This is a genomic window from Bacteroides sp. AF25-38AC (genome assembly GCF_003602995.1).
GTDB lineage: Bacteria > Bacteroidota > Bacteroidia > Bacteroidales > Bacteroidaceae > Bacteroides > Bacteroides uniformis.
In genome coordinates this window covers 92564-111161 of the sequence record NZ_QTMD01000006.1, presented here as the reverse complement: position 1 = coordinate 111161, position 18598 = coordinate 92564, and the positions used below count along the sequence as shown (strand labels likewise).

The following is an 18598-nucleotide window of genomic DNA, read 5'->3' as shown; positions in this document are numbered from 1 at the left end:
ATTTTCTTCCAATTGCCAACACGCAATAAACTTCTTATTATAGCCTCCTCTGAATATCCTCGTTACTGTTCCGCTGACCCTTGCTACGTATATCACCACCGAAAGTATAGGATACACCGATATGGAAACTGGTAAAGGCAAACTGATTGTCGGCAATTATCTTCAGCCTGTTGGACATGGTTTCCAATTTGGAATGGCTGACAAACAAATTGTTGACATTCAGGCTGAGGCTGAGCTTATTGTCCAACAACCGGTAAAGCATACCTGCACTGATACTGTAAGTGGGGCTCATCAGATAGATGCCCTGATACTGACGGGAAGAATAGGAACCGGACAACGTAGCCAGAAGAGTCTTCTTTTCATTGAAGAAGAAAGTGTTGCGCAGACTGGCGTCATAAGCCCACCCTTTCTCCTCGGGAGAGGTGGTGGCAGCGCTGGAGGTGGTCCGGCGATAGCTCACTCCATGCTGGGCGTAAGCTTGCAGCCATTTGGTACGGAAAGTGTACGAATTGTTAAGCCCGAAAGCATGCGTCTGCATGAAATTCTCCCAGAGAAAAGAGGTCACATTCGTTTCGGCATCCAAGTCCACAACCTGGAAGAATACATCGTCCGAATAAGAATAATAGGCAGAAACATTGAAGTTATTCTTCAACGTATATCCCAGCTCGACATTGTAAGTATAACTAGGTTTCAAGTCTTCACGACCACAAGCGTAAGTGTACTTGTTCTGATAGAACGGAAAAGGATTGACCATATTCTGTGACGGACGGGAGATGCGGTTGGAGAAACTGAAGTTCAGCGCATGCCCGTCAGTAGGCGAATAAAGCAGATAGACAGTAGGGAATAAGCGCGTATAGTCGTGCTTGTCCTCCGTATCCTTCGCTTCGGAAATACCGGTAGTGCGGGTGTGCTCCATACGCAAGCCCAACTGCATGGAAAAACGTTCGGAAAATTCACGGCTATAATCAGCATATAAGGCATAGATTTGCTCCTTGTAACGGAAATAATCATCCTGCACCAGCGTAGGGTCCGACGTATCGTAATTGATACCGTTGCGAGTGTTGGTAAAGGAGACCTTGGCACCTGCCGTTATCTTGTACTTTTCAAAAGGAAGGATGAAATCAAGAGCGGAGGAGACTACATCTACCTTGCGATGTTGCAGATAGTTGTAATCGAAGTTTGTGCCCGGAATCTCCGTACCGTCAGGCAGGAGGGTTTTCGAGAGAAAGCCCATATTTTCGTCCCGGTTGTCACGCAGGTAATCCACATCCCAAGTCATTTTCTTGCCTTTGTCATCCCAGACCTTATCGGTATGAAAATTCAGATTGAGGCGGTCGGAACTGGTATCCTTGTCACTGTTGGAGTACAGCAAAGAATCCAATACGGCGGTAGAGGCATCGTAAACTTCCGTCCATGAAAGGGCGTTGCCCGGTTTGGGAGCACTGTGATTATAGATGGCCTGCATACCTACAGTCCAGTCCCGTTCCAACGATACGTCCACACCTCCCTGAAGGTAGAAGCTATTCATGTAATTGGTGTAGTCGGCACGGCTGTTCCAGGTGTTCTGCGGAAAATAGCGGTAATTCTTCTCACACGTCTCATAGTTGCCCTGCGTAGTACCCCCGTTGAGGAAGGATGACACGCGCCCCTTGCTGAGATTCAGGCTTACCCCGCCATATCCGTAATTGTCCTTTTCACCAGCGCTGTAGGAAGCGGAAGCCGTACCACCCACGTAATCTTTGGGACGTGACTTCAAGCGGATATTGATGATGCCTGCATTTCCGGCGGCATCGTACTTGGACGGAGGCGTGGTAATCACCTCCACCTTCAGTATCTGGGAGGCGTCATAGGAACGGAGGTAATCTATCAGTTCATCTCCCGACAGCTTCGTCTCACGGTCGTTGATATAAACCTTGATACCCCCTTTACCTATAATACCAATACTGTTTTGTCCAACCTGCAGACCGGGCACTTCACGCAGAAGGTCGAGTGCACTGCCTCCGGCAGAGGCTATGGTATTATGTGCATCGAACACTACCCTATCCACCAGACGCTTGATAACGGGACGCGCGGCCGTAACGGTCACTTCGTCCAGCAAGGCGGAAGAAGATTTCAATGTCAATTCGCCAACGTTTTTGTTTCCTTGCAGCACAACGGGAACGTAGAGGTCTTCGCTGCCGATAAGGGTAATATGCAACAAGTATTCTCCCAGTGGCTGGTCAAAGGAAAAACAACCTTGTGTGTCGGTCAGCATACCGGTAATATAGGTACTGTCTTTTGCCTGCTTCAGCAGCACATTCGCCACCTCTACCGGTTGGCGGTTCTCGTCCTGCACACAACCGGAAAGCCGGTAAGTCTGGGCGGAAAGGAAAGTGGCCATACTTGCCAAGGCCATCCATACCATCACTCTTTTTCTAACGTTGTTCAGTAGATTTTCTTTCATTATGCGTTTGATTTCAATGTTTTACTCTTTGTATTTCGCTGAAACAAAGATAGGGGTAAAACATGCCTCAAACGGTCTATATCGGGGAATAAAAAGTCTATACCCCAAGACTACAAATCACTACATATCAACACTTTAATTTTACAAAAGTCTATATTATGCCTTTTCCGGTCTATATGCTGCCTATAAACTCTACAATGCCTTCCTTCTCCCCCATCCCCAGTTTCTTGCGGATATTCGTCTTTCGCTGGTAAATGGTAGGAATGCTTTGTTGTGTCACCACACTAATCTCCTTCGTCGAGAAGTCCGCACAGAGCAGGCAGCAAAGCTGCTTTTCTTTGTCAATGAGCACATCTCCAAAACGGCTGTCCATCTTTGTGTAGAAATTATCATACATCCGGTCTATGATAGGGTACAAGTCCTCCCATACCAGCAAACTCTCTACCGGCAGTTCATGGCTGGTAATACCCGAAATGCGGCGAAGCAGCTCCTGATTCTGCGAGGTAGGTTGTTTAGCCACCAGCCGTATCATGCCTAATTGCTGCAACAGTATTTTCCGGAAAAACTGTCCGTCTTCCTCCTTCGACTGGTTCTTGGTCGCATCTTCCAACAGCCGGGTCAGTGTTTCCGCCCGTTCTTCCGCTTCAATCAACCGGTTACGCCGGTTACGGACATAAAGGGACACACCGCCACCTGCAAGCACCAGTACCAACAGTGCCAGCAACAAATTCAACTGTGCCTGCTTCCGTTCCACCGTCAGAATCAAGTTGGCTTGCGAAAGCGTCTCCTTCGACTCGTCCTTACGCCGGACGGTACTCTGCAGCGCAGCAAGAGCATTGGCAACAGAATCATTATAGCGCGCCACGTCCAGCACATCAAACGTACGGTGACGTGTATAATCTATCAATGCCCTATATACTGCCACCATATTCTCTTCCGTCAGAAACCGGTTCCGGCCCTCGCCACGTTTCCTCTCCTTATTCAAATAGTATTCCGCCGAATCAAGCAGCCCTTCTTTCAAGAACACTTCCACTTTCACCAGATCTCCCATACGCAACTGCACCGGATCGATGACATACTGCTCCATACGACGAATAGTAGCTATCGCACCGGAAGGTTCATCAAAAAGGTAAGCCTGCATCTGGGCATAGTTACGCAAATAATGCACTATCTTACTGGTATCTCCTGCCTGCACAGCCAGTTCTATGCTACGCTCCATGTAGTAAGGTGCAGAATCATTCTTGTTCAGCCCCAGGGCAATTCCCATAGAGAAGAAGCTTTCGGCTCTTGCATCCAAGGCTATGGCAGTACGGAAAGTTTCTATCGCTTTCTCATAATCTTTCCAGACATACACATACCAGTATGCCTTATCAATCAGCATATCAGCCATTCTTCCCGTGTCCTGCAGCGCCTTGGCCAAAGCTACGCCGCTGTCAATGGCAGCTATACACCGTTCGTGCTCTTTCAGCCAATACCAGTACCAGGCTTTCAACTGATAGGAAAACAGATTCTTCGCCGTGTCGTTGCGGAAGACGTAATAATCGGAAGCAGGCAATATCAAGGAATCTTCCGCCATCGAGTTGTGCCGCTTATAGTGCACATAAGCATTCAGCCATCCATACAACAGCCTCTCCTCATCCGAAAGTTGCGATGGCCTCTCTATCTGTACCAGCAAGGCATACACGCTGTCCACATTCATATTCACCTGCTTTTCTGCCAGATGTAACAGATGTGCCTCATTCATCTGCCGGCAGGCAACAAGGCACAGCAACGCAAACAATAGTCCAAGGAAAGGTAATCTATTCATAATATAGGAGATATAGTTTTTTCTATCATTTGTCTGCAACCGCAGTTTCCAGTTGCTTCAGCGCCTGCTCCAACACCGAACGCGGGCAGCCGATATTCAGCCGCATAAATCCCTTGCCCGGTTCACCGAACATGGTACCGTCATTCAGCGCCAGGTGTGCCTGGTCTACAAATAATCTCACCAGTTCCTCCTGAGTCAGCCCCAATCCCCGGCAGTCCAGATAAATCAGGTAAGAAGCTTGCGGACGTATCATGCCGATGCCCGGAATATGCTCGCGCAGGTAGTTCTCCGTGAAATCGATATTGCCCTTTATATAGTCCAGCAGCTGTTCCAACCATTCCTCACCATGCATATAGGCAGCAGCCGCACCGATATAGGCCAACATGTGCCCTTCGCTGAACTCGCCCGCTTCCATGAACTCCTGAAAACGGTGGCGGATGTCCTCATTGAGGATAATGGCGTACGAACTTCCCAATCCCGGCATATTGAATGTTTTGCTGGGTGCCATGAAGGTGAGGGAATTCTGCGCGGCAGCCCCCGAAACAGTAGCAAAAGGATGGTGTTTGTAAGGTGGCAGAGTCAAGTCGGCATGAATTTCATCGGAGATGACAAACGTATGGCTTTCCGTACAAATATCAGCAATCCGGCGTAATTCGTCCATCGTCCATACACGCCCGCCCGGGTTATGGGGATTGCAGAGAATCAATACTTTGCATCCTTGTATATCCTTACGGAAACGCTCAAAGTCAATCTGATACTGTCCGTCTTTCAGGTCGAGCGGAGAGTAAACCACTTCGCGCTTCATGCGTTGCGTCACCAGGAAGAAGGGATGATAAACGGGAGTCATCACCATTACCCGGTCGCCGGGATTGGTGAAGCATTGCAATGCGAAGGCTTGACCGCGGACAATGCCGGGTACAAAAGTCAGCATCTCGCGAGTGACGTCCCAACCGTGGCGACGACTGAGCCAGCTACAAATGGAAGTATACCATTCCTCACACGCAGACGTATAGCCCAGCACTTCATGTTCAAGACGCTTCCGCAAGGCTTCCATCACAAACGGGGGCGTGCGGAAATCCATATCCGCCACCCACATGGGGAGGAGGTCATCGCGTCCCCATACACTCTTCACACCGTCCCATTTCACGGAGTCGGTACCACGGCGCTCTATTACTTCATCAAAATTGTAAGTCATTTGCTTGTCTTTTTATTGTAGTTTCACTAATTCAACGCATCAATTTGTCTTGTTTTTATACCGCCCGAAAGAGAATTTACAACTATCTGATTATCAACATGTATAAATACATCCTATTTCTGTCGTATACTGAGCCCTATTCAGTCGTATACTGAAATAGGTTCAGTATACGACTGAATAGGGCTCAGTATACAATCCATTACCGCCACCTTATTTTTGTAAATAATAATCATATCGGGAAAAATATAAATACCGCCACATCCCACACTGCATGAGACAAGATAATAGCGGCAAAGCGGTTCGGAAAGAAACGGTAAAGCGCCCCCCATGCCGCCCCCACCACCAGAGCCGCCATGACCAGCATGAAGTTGCAGGAACCGGCATGCACCAGTGCATAAATCAAAGTAGCCACCACAAAACCCGCATTCGGATTCCAGCGTTTGGAAAGCGTGCGTTGCACATAGCCGCGCCAGAAAATCTCTTCCGCCGGCCCTATCAGCAACAGTAGCAATGCCGCCAACAGCCAAGGAGACTCTCCCTCTTTCATCCCATAAATGGAGTCCACCTGCGGACGGGCAAAATCGAACATCCAAGATGACACCTTGTCTCCCAACCAGAAAACGCCCCACAAAGCAACAGCAATGCCAATTCCCAGCAAGACATTCGGCAAGCTCCACTTCACCTCCCGCCACCAGCCGGGATTGAACAAGGTGGCAAACACGGACAGCGTGAGCGCAGAACCGGTCATCATCCACCAGAAATTCACGAAAGGAGCCGTCCAAGGCGAAAACATGACCGTCCACAGCACGGCAGCCAGCAGAATGGTAAAAATCAGCTTCTTCATGACAGCAAACCGGCTACAACGAACGACAACGTGAACAGCAGACTGAACAACAACTGGAGTTTTGCCGTCATCTCATCCAGACCGGCTATGGCACTTTCTCCCTTTCCGGGAAAACGGGACACCACCCGTACATTGCCTATGGCAGGAACCAGTGCCGGCATCACCAGCAGGGTCCATAGAGGAAGAGTTCCCGCAGCTATCAAGCCGGCTATCCAGCCAAAAGGGAAAAGGACTTCGGCACAATAAACGTACATCGACGCCTTTCCTCCCAGCTTCATGGCCAGTGTCTGAATCTCGGCACGGGCATCGGTACGCATATCCCGTGTATTATTGGCATGCAGAATGGCCACCGTAATCAGTCCCACCGGCAGAGCTATCCACAAGACATTCCAGTCAACTACTCCCGTAGCCACATAGCAGGTACCCAACGTCGGCAGCAAGGCATACGCCAAAAAGATGACGACATCGCCCAACGCACGATACTTGAGCGGCGGATAAAGCAACGAGCAAGCCGCGCCGCCTATACCGATGTACAGCAACGGCAACCCCGTACGCCACAGCAGGCCGACACCCGCAACAAGGGCAACTGCCAGCAATGCCATCGACAAGCCATATATCTCGCGCGGAGCAAACATCCCGTCGGTCAAGGTCTTGGCGCCAAAGGTATCCCTTGCATCGACCTTATGCTTATAGTCAAAATAATCGCTCCAGGTATTCCCGGCAGCGTGAAACACGACGATGTTCAGCAATGCCCAGATGCCGTTCACCCAGTTTATGTCCTGCTGCATCCAATACAGATATGCCAACGTCACCACCACCGGCATCGAAGAGGCGGGGAATGACCACGGACGCACCGCTATCATCCAATCTTTCAAAGAATGTTTCTTCATTTGTTATTTATCATTTATTTGTGCGCAAAAGTACGAAATATCTTCGCTTTTTTAAGTAATTTCGCGCACAAGATAAAAGAACCCCTTATGATAAAAGCTCTGTTTTTTGACATCGACGGAACCTTGGTCAGCTTCAAGACCCACGAAATTCCCGTTTCCACTATTGAAGCGTTGACTGCCGCCAAGGCCAAAGGCATACATATCTTCATTTCTACCGGACGTCCGCGCGTCATCATCAACAACTTGTCCGCCTTGCAGGAACGGAATCTGATAGACGGCTACATCACGATGAACGGCGCCTATTGCTTTGTAGAAGACACCGTTATCTACAAAAGCCCCATACCGACAGCGGAAGTGGATGCCTTGACAGCTTTCTGCCACGAACGCAACATCCCATGCATCCTGGTGGGAGAGCACGACATCTGCGTGAACCAGCCCGGCGAAGTAGTGGAGGAAATCTTCCATCACCAATTGAAAGTGGACCCCATCGAAGCAAAGCCCTATACCGACAGCCATGCCGACAAAGCCTTCTTCCAGCTGACTCCCTTTATCAACGCCGAGGAAGAAGCAATCATCCTGCCCTCCGTCCCCCACTGCGAGATGGGCCGCTGGCATCCTGCCTTCGTAGACGTGACAGCCAAAGGAAACACCAAGCAAAACGGTATCGACCAGATTATCCGCCACTTCGGCATCAAGCTGGAAGAGACCATGGCCTTCGGCGACGGAGGAAATGACATCAGCATGTTGCGCCATGCCGGTATCGGTGTAGCCATGGGCAATGCCAATAACGACGTAAAAGCTGCCAGTAACTACACAACCACTTCTGTTGATGAAGACGGCATCGCCAACGCCCTGAAATATTTCGGCATAGTCGGGAATCCATCATAAATCTGAAATCTTTTGAGCTTCGTTCCCGATACACAAAACAAAGAGTTTCAAGATGCCTTGAACCTCATTCAGTATACCCGTCAGTCCGTATTCCTGACGGGCAAAGCAGGTACGGGCAAATCGACCTTCCTGAAATATATCTGCGCGAATACGAAGAAAAAGCATGTAGTGCTTGCCCCTACCGGAATAGCCGCCATCAATGCCGGAGGCAGTACCCTGCACAGCTTCTTCAAACTGCCCTTCTACCCCCTGCTGCCCGATGACCCGAACTTCAGTCTGCAACGGGGACGCATCCACGAATTTTTCAAATACACCAAACCCCACCGCAAACTACTGGAAGAACTGGAACTGGTCATCATCGACGAGATTTCCATGGTACGCGCCGACATCATCGACGCCGTAGACCGCATCCTGCGCGTCTATTCCCGCAACCTGCGCGAACCCTTCGGCGGCAAACAGATATTATTGGTGGGCGATGTGTTCCAGTTGGAACCCGTCGTCAAAGGAGATGAACGGGAGATACTGAACCGATTCTACCCTACCCCTTATTTCTTCTCTGCCAGGGTATTCGGCCAGATAGACCTTGTCTCCATCGAACTGCAGAAAGTATACCGGCAAACAGACAGCAAGTTCATCCATGTGCTGGACCACATCCGCAACAATACCGTCGGCTCTGCCGAACTTCAGCTGCTCAACACCCGCTATGGCACCCAAATAGAGCAATCGGAAGCCGACATGTACATCACCCTCGCCACCCGCCGTGACAATGTGGACTACATCAACGACAAGAAACTGGCGGAACTTCCCGGTGACCCGGTCACCTTCTACGGCGAAATCATGGGAGACTTTCCCGAAAGCAGCCTCCCCACCTCGCAGGAACTGGTACTGAAACCGGGCGCACAAATCATCTTCATCAAGAATGACTTCGACCGCCGCTGGGTGAACGGCACCATCGGCGTCATCAGCGGCTTCGACCCTATTGAAGAGACCCTCTACGTCATCACCGACGACGGCAAGGAATGTGACGTCAAACGAGAGTCGTGGCGAAACATCCGCTACAAATACAACGAAGAAAAGAAACAGATTGAAGAGGAAGAACTGGGAACCTTTACACAATATCCCGTGCGCCTGGCATGGGCCATCACCGTCCACAAGAGCCAAGGGCTGACCTTCAGCCGGGTAGTCATCGACTTTACCGGCGGCGTGTTTGCCGGTGGGCAGGCATACGTAGCCCTCAGCCGCTGCACCTCGCTGGAAGGCATCCAGCTGAAAAAGCCCATCAGCCGTGCCGATGTATTCGTGCGTCCGGAGATTGTCAGCTTCTCCGAACGCTTCAACAACCGCACCGCCATCGACCGTGCCTTGAAGCAAGCACAGGCAGACGTTCAATACGTTGCCGCCGCCAAAGCCTTCGACAAAGGGGACTTCGGCACTTTCCTGGATGAGTTTTTCAAAGCCATCCATTCCCGCTACGACATCGAGAAGCCCAACGTGCAGCGCCTCATCCGCCGGAAGCTGAACATCATCAACCGTCTGAAAGAGGAAAACCGTGCACTGAAGCAAGCAGCATTGGAGAAAGAGAAAGCCCTCGTGAAGTATGCCCGCGAATACATCCTTATGGGTGACGAATGCCTGAAGCATGACATGAAGGAGGCGGCCATGAAAAACTATGAGAAAGCCGTCACCCTCTGTCCCAAATTCAAAGAGGCCTGGAAGAAGATAAAGAAACTGGAGAAAGAGATGCTAAAAAGGTGAATTGCTTGTTTATAAGCCGATTATTATCTATTTTTGCATGTAATATAAAACTCAAATCCATTTCTGCCATGCTTCTGAAACTTTATGAAAAAAATAACAATCCCGCCGACCTGCAGCAGGTGGTCGACCTACTGAATGACGGAGGTATCCTTATCTACCCTACCGACACCATGTATGCCATCGGCTGCCACGGACTGAAGGAACGAGCCATCGAACGTATCTGCCGTCTTAAAAATATCGACCCCAAGAAGAACAATCTTTCCATCATCTGCTACGACTTGAGCAAGGTCAGCGAATACGCCAAAGTGGACAACAGCACCTTCAAGTTGATGAAGCGTAATCTGCCCGGAGCTTTCACCTTCATTCTGAACGGCACCACCCGCCTGCCCAAGATATTCCGTAACCGTAAGGAGGTCGGCATCCGTATGCCGGACAATTCCATCATTCAGGAAATAGCCCGCCTGCTGGATGCTCCCATCATGACAACTACATTGCCGCATGAGGACAATGAGGACATTGAATACTGCACAGACCCGGAACTGATTGACGAGAAATTCGGTGATATTGTCGATTTGGTAATAGACGGCGGTATCGGCGGTACGGAAGGCTCTACCGTAGTGGATTGCACCAATGGGGAGCCGGAAATCATACGCCAGGGGTTAGGCTGGCTGGACGAAGGATAAATATTGAATTCCGGCCACAATTTCCAAACCTTTTCAACTTCTTTTATGTTTCTTTACTAAGAAATACAGGAACTTTATGAGCACAAAAGAACAATACTGGAAATATTCATTGATAGCCATCATTATCGGGCTGGGAATCATTCTTTTCAGACAAATAGCCCCATTCATGGGCGGTCTGCTGGGAGCCTTGACTATCTATATCCTGGTGAGAAAGCAGATGATGTACCTTTCCGACAAGCGGAAAATGAAGCGCAGCATAGCTGCCACCCTCATTACGGCAGAGGCAATTCTCTGCTTTCTGGTTCCACTTGGGCTGGTGGTATGGCTGGCTGTGGTCAATCTTCAAAACATCAATCTGGACCCGCAAGCCATTATAGCTCCTTTCGAAGAAGCGGCCAACATCATTAAAGCCAAAACCGGCTACTATATCTTGGGGAAAGACACGGTGGCATACGTCATTTCAATTCTTCCCCGCATCGGGCAAGCCATCATGGGAGGTATCAGCAGTTTTGCCGTCAACATCTTCGTACTGGTCTTTGTACTCTACTTCATGCTGATAGGGGGCAAAAAGATGGAACAGTACGTCAACGACCTACTGCCGTTCAACGATGACAATACACAAAACGTCATCCACGAAATCAACATGATTGTCCGCTCCAATGCCATCGGCATCCCCTTACTCGCCGTCATACAAGGAGGAGTAGCCATGATAGGCTACTGGATTTTCGGTGCTCCCAACATCTTGTTCGCCGGTTTCCTGACCTGCTTCGCCAGCATCATCCCAATGGTAGGAACAGCGCTGGTATGGTTTCCGATAGCTGTCTACATGGCATTGATAGGCAACTGGGTTCAAGCTATCGGCCTGGCCATCTATGGCGGTGCAGTCATTTCACAGCTCGACAACCTGATACGCTTCATCATCCAGAAGAAAATGGCAGACATTCATCCGCTTATCACTGTCTTCGGAGTTGTAATCGGCTTGTCCCTTTTCGGATTCATGGGTGTCATCTTCGGGCCACTGCTCTTGTCACTATTCTTTCTGTTCGTGGATATGTTTAAAAGAGGGTATTTGGATGCAAGGGGGAAGACGACGGAATAAGTACTTAATAAAGCATGACCATAATAGGGTTACCTTCCTCTTCTACTCCCATTCTCCGTTGATTATCATCACTGAGTTCATCCGGTTGTAACAAAGCAAAAAAATGTCCATCCGAAGTGACTCCCCTGATTTGGATATGCTGATTATTCATTTTATCAAATAAGCTATCACCCTTTTGGCAAACAACAGTTTTCTTTTCCTTATGGTAAAATCCACAATATGACTGACTTTCTTCTAAATATAAGCTTGTATGAAAATGGAAATAGATGTACTCTGCATTCTCCAGAATATAGTCTATGGCTATTTTTTTATCACATCCTTCTACATCCAATTGCTGCTGCTCATTCCAGTGCCACTCACCCAGTTCAAAAACCAGATATGGAGTAAGTCCCTGCTCTGAAATAGTATAGATAGTATCATTAAAAGCTTGTTTCACTCGGATGGCATCCTTAGATTTCCATAACGAAGGGCTATTGATTGCCGTATAATATTTCCGGTCACCAACAAATTCTGCCATTGCCAAGTCACCTCCATAAGCAACATTGCCCCCCAACAAATTTGAAACCGACAAAACCTCATCCATGGGAAGCAGGGCTGAATTCCATGTAGCAATACCGGTCAATGACATCGTATTTCTATCCATATAAAAGACTGATGGCGTCTCCGGAGAGAGTTTCATTTTATTATGTCCCCAAATTCTGTCCGCATCCATCAAATAGTAATTTTGGGACAGAATACAATTGACTGTATCTTGCAATCGAATTCTATCCTTATATTTCCCATCAAATCCATATAGTAGGAAATCATTATTCCATCCCAATAGATAAACGGTTCTCCGAACCGTATCAGCCCAAAAGCTCACTTTCCCCCATGAATCCTTTGCATATCCTTCCGGATCAGTACCTACGTGTCCAATATCCCGAATATACTTCCCGTTAGTACGGTCAAAAAGCTTCAGATTCTGATGGACAGAAGATACCAATATCGCACTATCCATAATTATGCACTCCGGATATTTTCCTATAATAGCCTGCTCATTAGTCTCCAAAGGAATATAACTTATGCTGGAAAACAAATTTTGTACAGATTGTCCTTCTGACAATCTACTCATTGCTTCCGCAACATTAATTACATTGCCATCAATCTGCTTTTCGGAACACGAAGTTACAACCAACATCAATAATAAAAAGAATTTCCACATATATCTCATACCATTTCTATTCATTACTCTGAAAGTAGTAAAATATCACTTATCATCATTAATTACATTATTTAATCGATTCCGGCTCCATCACAAGGCGAAAACCTCCATACTCGTCACTATAATTCTCAATGTCGTAATCAATGTACGACACCCGACACCCCTTTGCTGTTCCTCCCCAACTTCCACCTCGCAATATTCGGCGGAAAAAAAGATAAGTACCCTCAAAAGGCCATCCCGGATGGATAGACTTACCACCTTGCTTGTATTCTTTAGTGTACAAATCACCACACCACTCCCAAACATTGCCACTCATATCATACAATCCCAATTCATTGCTTTTTTTCAGACCTACCGGACGGGTAGTTCCAGCTTCTCCATATTGTCCGCCAGAGGAATTCCCAACATACCAAGCCACCTCACTTACCTGATTGCTGCCACTGTATTTATAGTGCTTACTTTTGTGTCCACCACGCGCTGCGTATTCCCATTCGGCCTCAGTCGGAAGACGAAATGTTTTACCGGTCATAGCATTTAATCTACCGATAAACTCCTGCGCATTTTTCCAGCTTACATTTTCCATCGGGCAATCTTCGCATCCCCCATTAAACGGCAAAATGGAATCAGTATCCATAACCGCCCTCCACAGCCTTTGAGTAACTTCATATTTTCCTATGTAAAAATCAGATACCGACTCCTTACGTGCTGGTTTCTCGTTATCCTCACAGTCACATCCCTGCTCATCTGTACATCCCATCATAAATGTACCTCCTTTCACAAAAACCATCTCAATAGAATCCCCATTCACAACAACTACAAGTTGCTGAATAGGAGTTTCATTCGACTGACATCGAATAAAAACAGTTATAAGACATATTGCCAAAACAACAGTCAATGCTTTAACTCTTCTTTTCATACTTTCATTAAGAACATTCTCTTCCTTAGTATTTCATACTATATATACGAATAGCACAAACATACTAAAAACAAATGAATTACGAACTATTCATAGATATATTTTTCACACTTCATGGGAAAACAGTTTCATCTTTATATCAACTTCTTAATAAAGAACAGCTATTATGGGGTTACCTTCTTCTTCAACTCCCATTCTCTGTTGATTATCATCGCTAAGTTCATCCGGTTGTAATAAAGCAAAAAAACATCCATCCGAACTAACTCCCCGAATTTGAATATGCTGATTGTTCTCTTTATCAAACAAGTTATCACCTTCTTGGCATACAACTGTTTTCTTGCGAATAAATATAAATCACTTCTTATATATGCCAGAATCATTTATGCTTACTTCAACAATACGATTACTATTTGACCCAAATAAATGTTCATTTTGAATATACAACTCTATTTCATGGCCTGGCAAATAATTCTGAAACCATTCATAATTTATTTCACTTTCCATACCTCTATTTATATAATAAAAAGAATCATTCTCCAACTCTATTACAATATCATTATGCTCTGTAGCAGATACACTTCTAACAATTCCTCTTTGCAGACTTATGTTATTTGATATAGACACGAATCTAAATATTAAAAATAGAGCTATAAAAGCCATCAAGACATACACTACAATCTTTTTTTTCATACATAAATAATTATTATGCTTCTTACTAAAAAGAAGCGTTATACAATCTTTTCTTTAGCTAAAAACGAACAAGTTTCACCCGACTTCATATCCTGATTACGACTCCAGACCATCATAAAATTCTGCATCCTCAAATCCATAGCCTACCAAAGCCTCATTATAACCTTTCATTGCAATAAAGCCTCGCTTCTTCAAACATATTCGTCCAAAAACATCACGTTTACAAAGAGTACTGATATAGAATATATTTTCTTCATTCTCAAACTTCTTCATCACGAACTCTGCAAAGCCTTTCCCCCAGATAATTATCTGCATCCAGATTACATACCGACTCGCTAACCTAAAAACCATATTCCCACTATGACTTCGTCGATAATAAGCCGGTTCATGCAAGTGATGCAAAATGAGATTTGTTTCATAGTGTTATATATTCATTATCAAATCAATGAACAGTAAATCTACCGAATGCATAAGCCCCATCCGCGCCCTTTATCTCAAGTAAAAAATCACCACCTAAACCTTGCTGTAACTGTACTTTTCTTAATATAGGAGAGTCTATATTCTCATAATATAGGAGAGTCTATATTCTCAGCAGAGGAGTAAACAACATTCCCATTCTGAGAAATTGCAATTTCCACTTCACCTATCGATTGATAGAATTCCAAATCAATGGAATGGTCATCATTCAAAAATGCTAAAAAAGGAGTAGCTGAAGGAATAGAACGATGAGCATTCCCCGGACCACCCGGTAAATCAAAATCCTCATCCATGACGATTTCTACTCTCGAAGGAAAAGTAACTGAATCTGCACTTACTACATTTACTACAAGAAAGTAGTATAAACTTAACAAAATAAAAAATGATTTCATAGTATCTTTAGTTTTGAATGTTACAAAGATAGCCATTCAATCACTTCTTAGAGAAAATACGAGTGGACAACACAAGACAAGTCAATACTCTATACACCAATAAGATGACAGTAAAAACATTTCTAAATTAGTGGACGAAAATCAAGCGATTATTCTAGTAAAGAGCTACAAATTCTTCCAATTTATCATTTGTATCCAAACTTAAGATTCCCCTCAACCTCCGTTTCTTCGTAAAAATGGAATTCATCTCACAGTCAAAAGTGAACATCAATTCACTGGAAGTGAAACCGACTTTAAGCAAAGCCAACAACATCAAGTTGCCACTAGTTAATTTAAAATCTTTCTTTAACCGAGAAATAAAATTACCATATATTAAATCTATATATTCAAGGAGTTGTTCTTTCTCCTGGTTGGTCATATTCTTCACAATCAGCTTTTCCTTCTTCAATTGTTCCAAGAGATAAACGCCATTTACACATACATTTTCACTTATTTTTTTATTCTCACTCTCCAATAGCAAAATCTTTTGGTTCAATTTAGCAATCTTCTCTCTATTTGTTTCTGCCATCTCACCTGCCCTTTGTTTCAACACATCAAGTTCATAAACATATCGTTTAATCATGCACTCATTTTCTTCTATTATTTGCATATTCTTCCGGAACAGTCCTTCATATCTCTTTCTCAAAAGAAAATACAAAACAATGCATAGCAGTATAATAAACAAGACTACTGCTATCCAAAAATAAAGCTGTATTTGCTTTTCACGTTCAACCTGTTGCTTTTCTAAAAGAAGTTTTCCTCTTTCATATTTACGTTGCAAAGTCAAAATTTGAGATGTTTGTTTAGCATCCCGTTCAATGACTAACAACGAATCAGACTTTTCTTTGAAATAGAGAGCCATTGCATACTTTTTCTGTTTCTTTTCCAACAGATACAAATAGTGATATGCACCCGCCAGAGTACGAGGATTTTCAGAATTCAAAGCTAAAGCGAAACATCTTCCAGCCTCATCCAACTTATTTAGATTCAAATAAATGTTCCCCAATGACATTGAACAGTGATGCATAGAATGCCTATCTTGTTCAGTCTCTACCGCAGTTTTCAACAAGATTATTGCATTTTCCAAATCTCCCTCATTTCTTTTTGCAATTCCTTTTACTTGTAACAAAGAAGGAGTTACTCGTTCAAAATCGATACATCCTTTCTTTTCTTCACACAAGGACAAAGCCCTATTGATGTAGTTATAAACACTGTCATATTGTTGTTCTACATAATAAATACGAGCAATATCCCGATAAGCATATATAACCCCTAAAGTATCGGCTGCCTTTTGAAAACAATATACCGAACTTTGATAATTATCAAGAGCATCTTTGTGTAGCTTTCTATCTGCATTCAAAATACCGATATACTCATATGCCAAGCCTTGTAGCTTATACTCTTCCGTTTTCTCCAATTTAGCCAAAGCATTCAAATAGGCTTGCATAGCCAGCGTATCATTCCCCTGCAAATCCATCACTTTGCCATAATAAAACAATGCCTTCCCCGCTTTCACGTTATCACCCCCATTCTTATAATAATCTACCGCCAACTTTATCAACGAATCCGACTGCATGCTATCCAGATAGTTCTTATCACGGGCTTGTGTCAACAGCAGCACATAGTCTGCCCGCTGCTTTCCACGAAGCTTCTCCGGATGAGGAATTTGCTCCAACAGCAGCAATGCACTGTCAGAATATACATCCATATACCTCTCTACCTTATCAAAAGCATTGAATACGTTCTTCTCTACGCAAGAACCTAACAGTACGCAAACGGACAAAAGTCCAAGATATAGCAGTTTTTTCATATGAACATGTTCTTTACCAGATTATCATTACGTATAACTCCTATGCCCACAGAATCCTTTTGGAGATAAATATTCACACCAGCCAACGGCAATCCTTTTTCCCCATCAGTCACAATGCCATTTGTCTACGCATTAGAAACAACTGCACAGCAGAATGTTATGAACAGTACTATACATCGCTTCATAATCCATGTATATATAATTAAACTTTGGATGAGAATAAGCTTTTTTACGGCCTCTCCCTTCAAAGATACAAAAAACCGCTTCAACAATGTACAAAAACAAGATAAATGTGGCAAACAAAACAAATAGCTCAGAGCTTGTTTCCCCTTACATAGGCTTCCTTTCCATTTTCTGTACGGAGTTATCAGCGCCTATCGGCCGTGATGCGCTCTGCCAACGGCCGTCAACCACTCGACTAACGACCGTCAACAAGGTGCTTCATAACCGTTGAACACCTATTATACTCATAGTTTCCCCATACTGTGCACCTATCTTATTCCTATTATGAGCCCAGCTGCAGTCTATCGGTAAACGGTCTTTTACGAAGTTAATACCGTGTTTACACGAAACGCTTATCGTGTAAACAAGATATTTGCAAAATGCTGCACATTCTATTAATACACTAACAAACAAGATATTAACTTACCTTCCGGCGTATTTCCGCTGTGGAAGCAAAAGTTGCTTCCACCTTTTTGAGTTGCTTCCACAGCACTTGTAATGCCGATGAATAAAGGGATGCAGGAAGTAGGTGGAAGTGTGGAAGCAGAAATGATAAAACTAAGCAGAGATAATTTTCCCTTAAAAGCAATAAAACTCCAGAATCTGCTGGAGCAAAGCATCCTGCTTTCCCGGACCTTTTTCCAACTCCACACTTTTCAGGTTATAGAGTTGTGCCAGCAAAGCTGACGACTGCTTCTCGCAAAGACGGGAATCATGTACCTGCTCCATCCAGCAGACGGTCTCTCCCCAAACATCTACCGAAAGATGTGACAAGACTTCTGTCGGGGCTCCCCCCTTCTCCACCTTACGGAAGATTTCGACCAAAGCACACAACAAGCTGGACATTATCTGTTTACAACGGGAATGGGAACGGGATTCCCGGTTTCTGAAACGTAGCAGGAAATAGTACCCCAGCCATAAATAAACGGTGGTGACTTCTGCATGGATTTTCTCTATCCTCTTCCAATGCGCAACCAAGGCAGCATCAATTTCTTCCAGAATCGCATCCGTATCATCTTCTATGTAGTATTTCTGCGCAAGACACTCTATCACGCACCCCCATTTCGCCATATCCACACACTCTTGCGTACGCCCCATCCATACATGGGCTTCCTCCAATATCCGGAATGCCTTTTCTCCACATTCTGGAGCATCATAAAACCGATACTGACGAAACAACAGAAGAGACTGACATAATAACTCATCCAAAGAGTACTCCGCACTTTCCATATTTAAAATTCAAGTAT

16 protein-coding genes are annotated in these 18598 nt (G+C 45.2%); 4 read left to right on the top strand and 12 right to left on the bottom strand.

The genetic code is table 11. From position 1 onward, the window contains the following. Positions 1 to 37 precede the first annotated feature (37 nt). The 5 genes from DWY55_RS05970 to DWY55_RS05950 form a co-directional block, all read right to left on the bottom strand. On the bottom strand, positions 38 to 2443 hold the full coding sequence (locus DWY55_RS05970) for a TonB-dependent receptor domain-containing protein (RefSeq protein WP_117866233.1): 2406 nt from the start codon (positions 2441 to 2443) through the stop codon (positions 38 to 40). 172 nt (positions 2444 to 2615) lie between these two features. Continuing rightward, positions 2616 to 4250, bottom strand: a complete 1635-nt coding sequence (locus DWY55_RS05965; protein WP_117866232.1) for a hypothetical protein — start codon at positions 4248 to 4250, stop codon at positions 2616 to 2618. Between the two features lie 25 nt (positions 4251 to 4275). After that, complete coding sequence (locus DWY55_RS05960; RefSeq protein WP_117866231.1) at positions 4276 to 5445, bottom strand: MalY/PatB family protein; 1170 nt, start codon at positions 5443 to 5445, stop codon at positions 4276 to 4278. Positions 5446 to 5674: 229 nt separating this feature from the next. Beyond that, entirely contained in the window at positions 5675 to 6289 is a 615-nt protein-coding gene (locus DWY55_RS05955; protein WP_005823820.1) for a CPBP family intramembrane glutamic endopeptidase, read from the bottom strand. Beyond that, positions 6286 to 7179 carry a prenyltransferase gene (locus tag DWY55_RS05950; protein WP_008665553.1) on the bottom strand — a complete coding sequence of 298 codons (894 nt, stop codon included), beginning with the start codon at positions 7177 to 7179 and terminating at the stop codon, positions 6286 to 6288. Before DWY55_RS05950 ends, DWY55_RS05955 begins: the two co-directional genes overlap by 4 nt. An 87-nt stretch (positions 7180 to 7266) precedes the next feature. On the opposite strand from DWY55_RS05950, the gene DWY55_RS05945 reads away from it, so the two are divergent. From DWY55_RS05945 to DWY55_RS05930, 4 genes are all read left to right on the top strand, one after another. Continuing rightward, entirely contained in the window at positions 7267 to 8067 is an 801-nt protein-coding gene (locus DWY55_RS05945; protein ID WP_005835301.1) for a Cof-type HAD-IIB family hydrolase, read from the top strand. Positions 8068 to 8079: 12 nt separating this feature from the next. Beyond that, entirely contained in the window at positions 8080 to 9822 is a 1743-nt protein-coding gene (locus DWY55_RS05940) for an ATP-dependent RecD-like DNA helicase (protein WP_005835299.1), read from the top strand. Between the two features lie 68 nt (positions 9823 to 9890). After that, positions 9891 to 10505 (top strand): L-threonylcarbamoyladenylate synthase, encoded by a 615-nt coding sequence (locus DWY55_RS05935; RefSeq protein WP_005835297.1) that lies wholly within the window; start codon positions 9891 to 9893, stop codon positions 10503 to 10505. Between the two features lie 76 nt (positions 10506 to 10581). Continuing rightward, positions 10582 to 11604, top strand: coding sequence for an AI-2E family transporter (locus DWY55_RS05930; RefSeq protein WP_005823830.1), 1023 nt, complete (start codon positions 10582 to 10584; stop codon positions 11602 to 11604). A gap of 4 nt (positions 11605 to 11608) precedes the next feature. On the opposite strand, the gene DWY55_RS05925 is transcribed toward DWY55_RS05930, so the two are convergent. From DWY55_RS05925 to DWY55_RS05885, 7 genes are all read right to left on the bottom strand, one after another. Next, positions 11609 to 12814, bottom strand: a complete 1206-nt coding sequence (locus DWY55_RS05925; protein ID WP_005835295.1) for a 6-bladed beta-propeller — start codon at positions 12812 to 12814, stop codon at positions 11609 to 11611. 58 nt (positions 12815 to 12872) lie between these two features. Then, positions 12873 to 13721: a formylglycine-generating enzyme family protein gene (locus DWY55_RS05920; protein WP_005823834.1), complete on the bottom strand. Its 849-nt coding sequence runs from the start codon at positions 13719 to 13721 to the stop codon at positions 12873 to 12875. Between the two features lie 354 nt (positions 13722 to 14075). Further along, positions 14076 to 14411, bottom strand: coding sequence for a hypothetical protein (locus tag DWY55_RS05910; RefSeq protein ID WP_117866229.1), 336 nt, complete (start codon positions 14409 to 14411; stop codon positions 14076 to 14078). A gap of 96 nt (positions 14412 to 14507) precedes the next feature. Further along, a complete protein-coding gene (locus DWY55_RS05905; RefSeq protein WP_061411404.1) occupies positions 14508 to 14726 on the bottom strand; it encodes a galactosyltransferase-related protein in 219 nt (72 codons plus the stop codon). 248 nt (positions 14727 to 14974) lie between these two features. After that, complete coding sequence (locus tag DWY55_RS05900; RefSeq protein WP_225982651.1) at positions 14975 to 15316, bottom strand: DUF3244 domain-containing protein; 342 nt, start codon at positions 15314 to 15316, stop codon at positions 14975 to 14977. Positions 15317 to 15434: 118 nt separating this feature from the next. After that, complete coding sequence (locus DWY55_RS05895) at positions 15435 to 17129, bottom strand: hypothetical protein (RefSeq protein ID WP_117877884.1); 1695 nt, start codon at positions 17127 to 17129, stop codon at positions 15435 to 15437. 801 nt (positions 17130 to 17930) lie between these two features. Continuing rightward, positions 17931 to 18581, bottom strand: coding sequence for a hypothetical protein (locus tag DWY55_RS05885; protein WP_005823861.1), 651 nt, complete (start codon positions 18579 to 18581; stop codon positions 17931 to 17933). Positions 18582 to 18598: the final 17 nt, after the last annotated feature.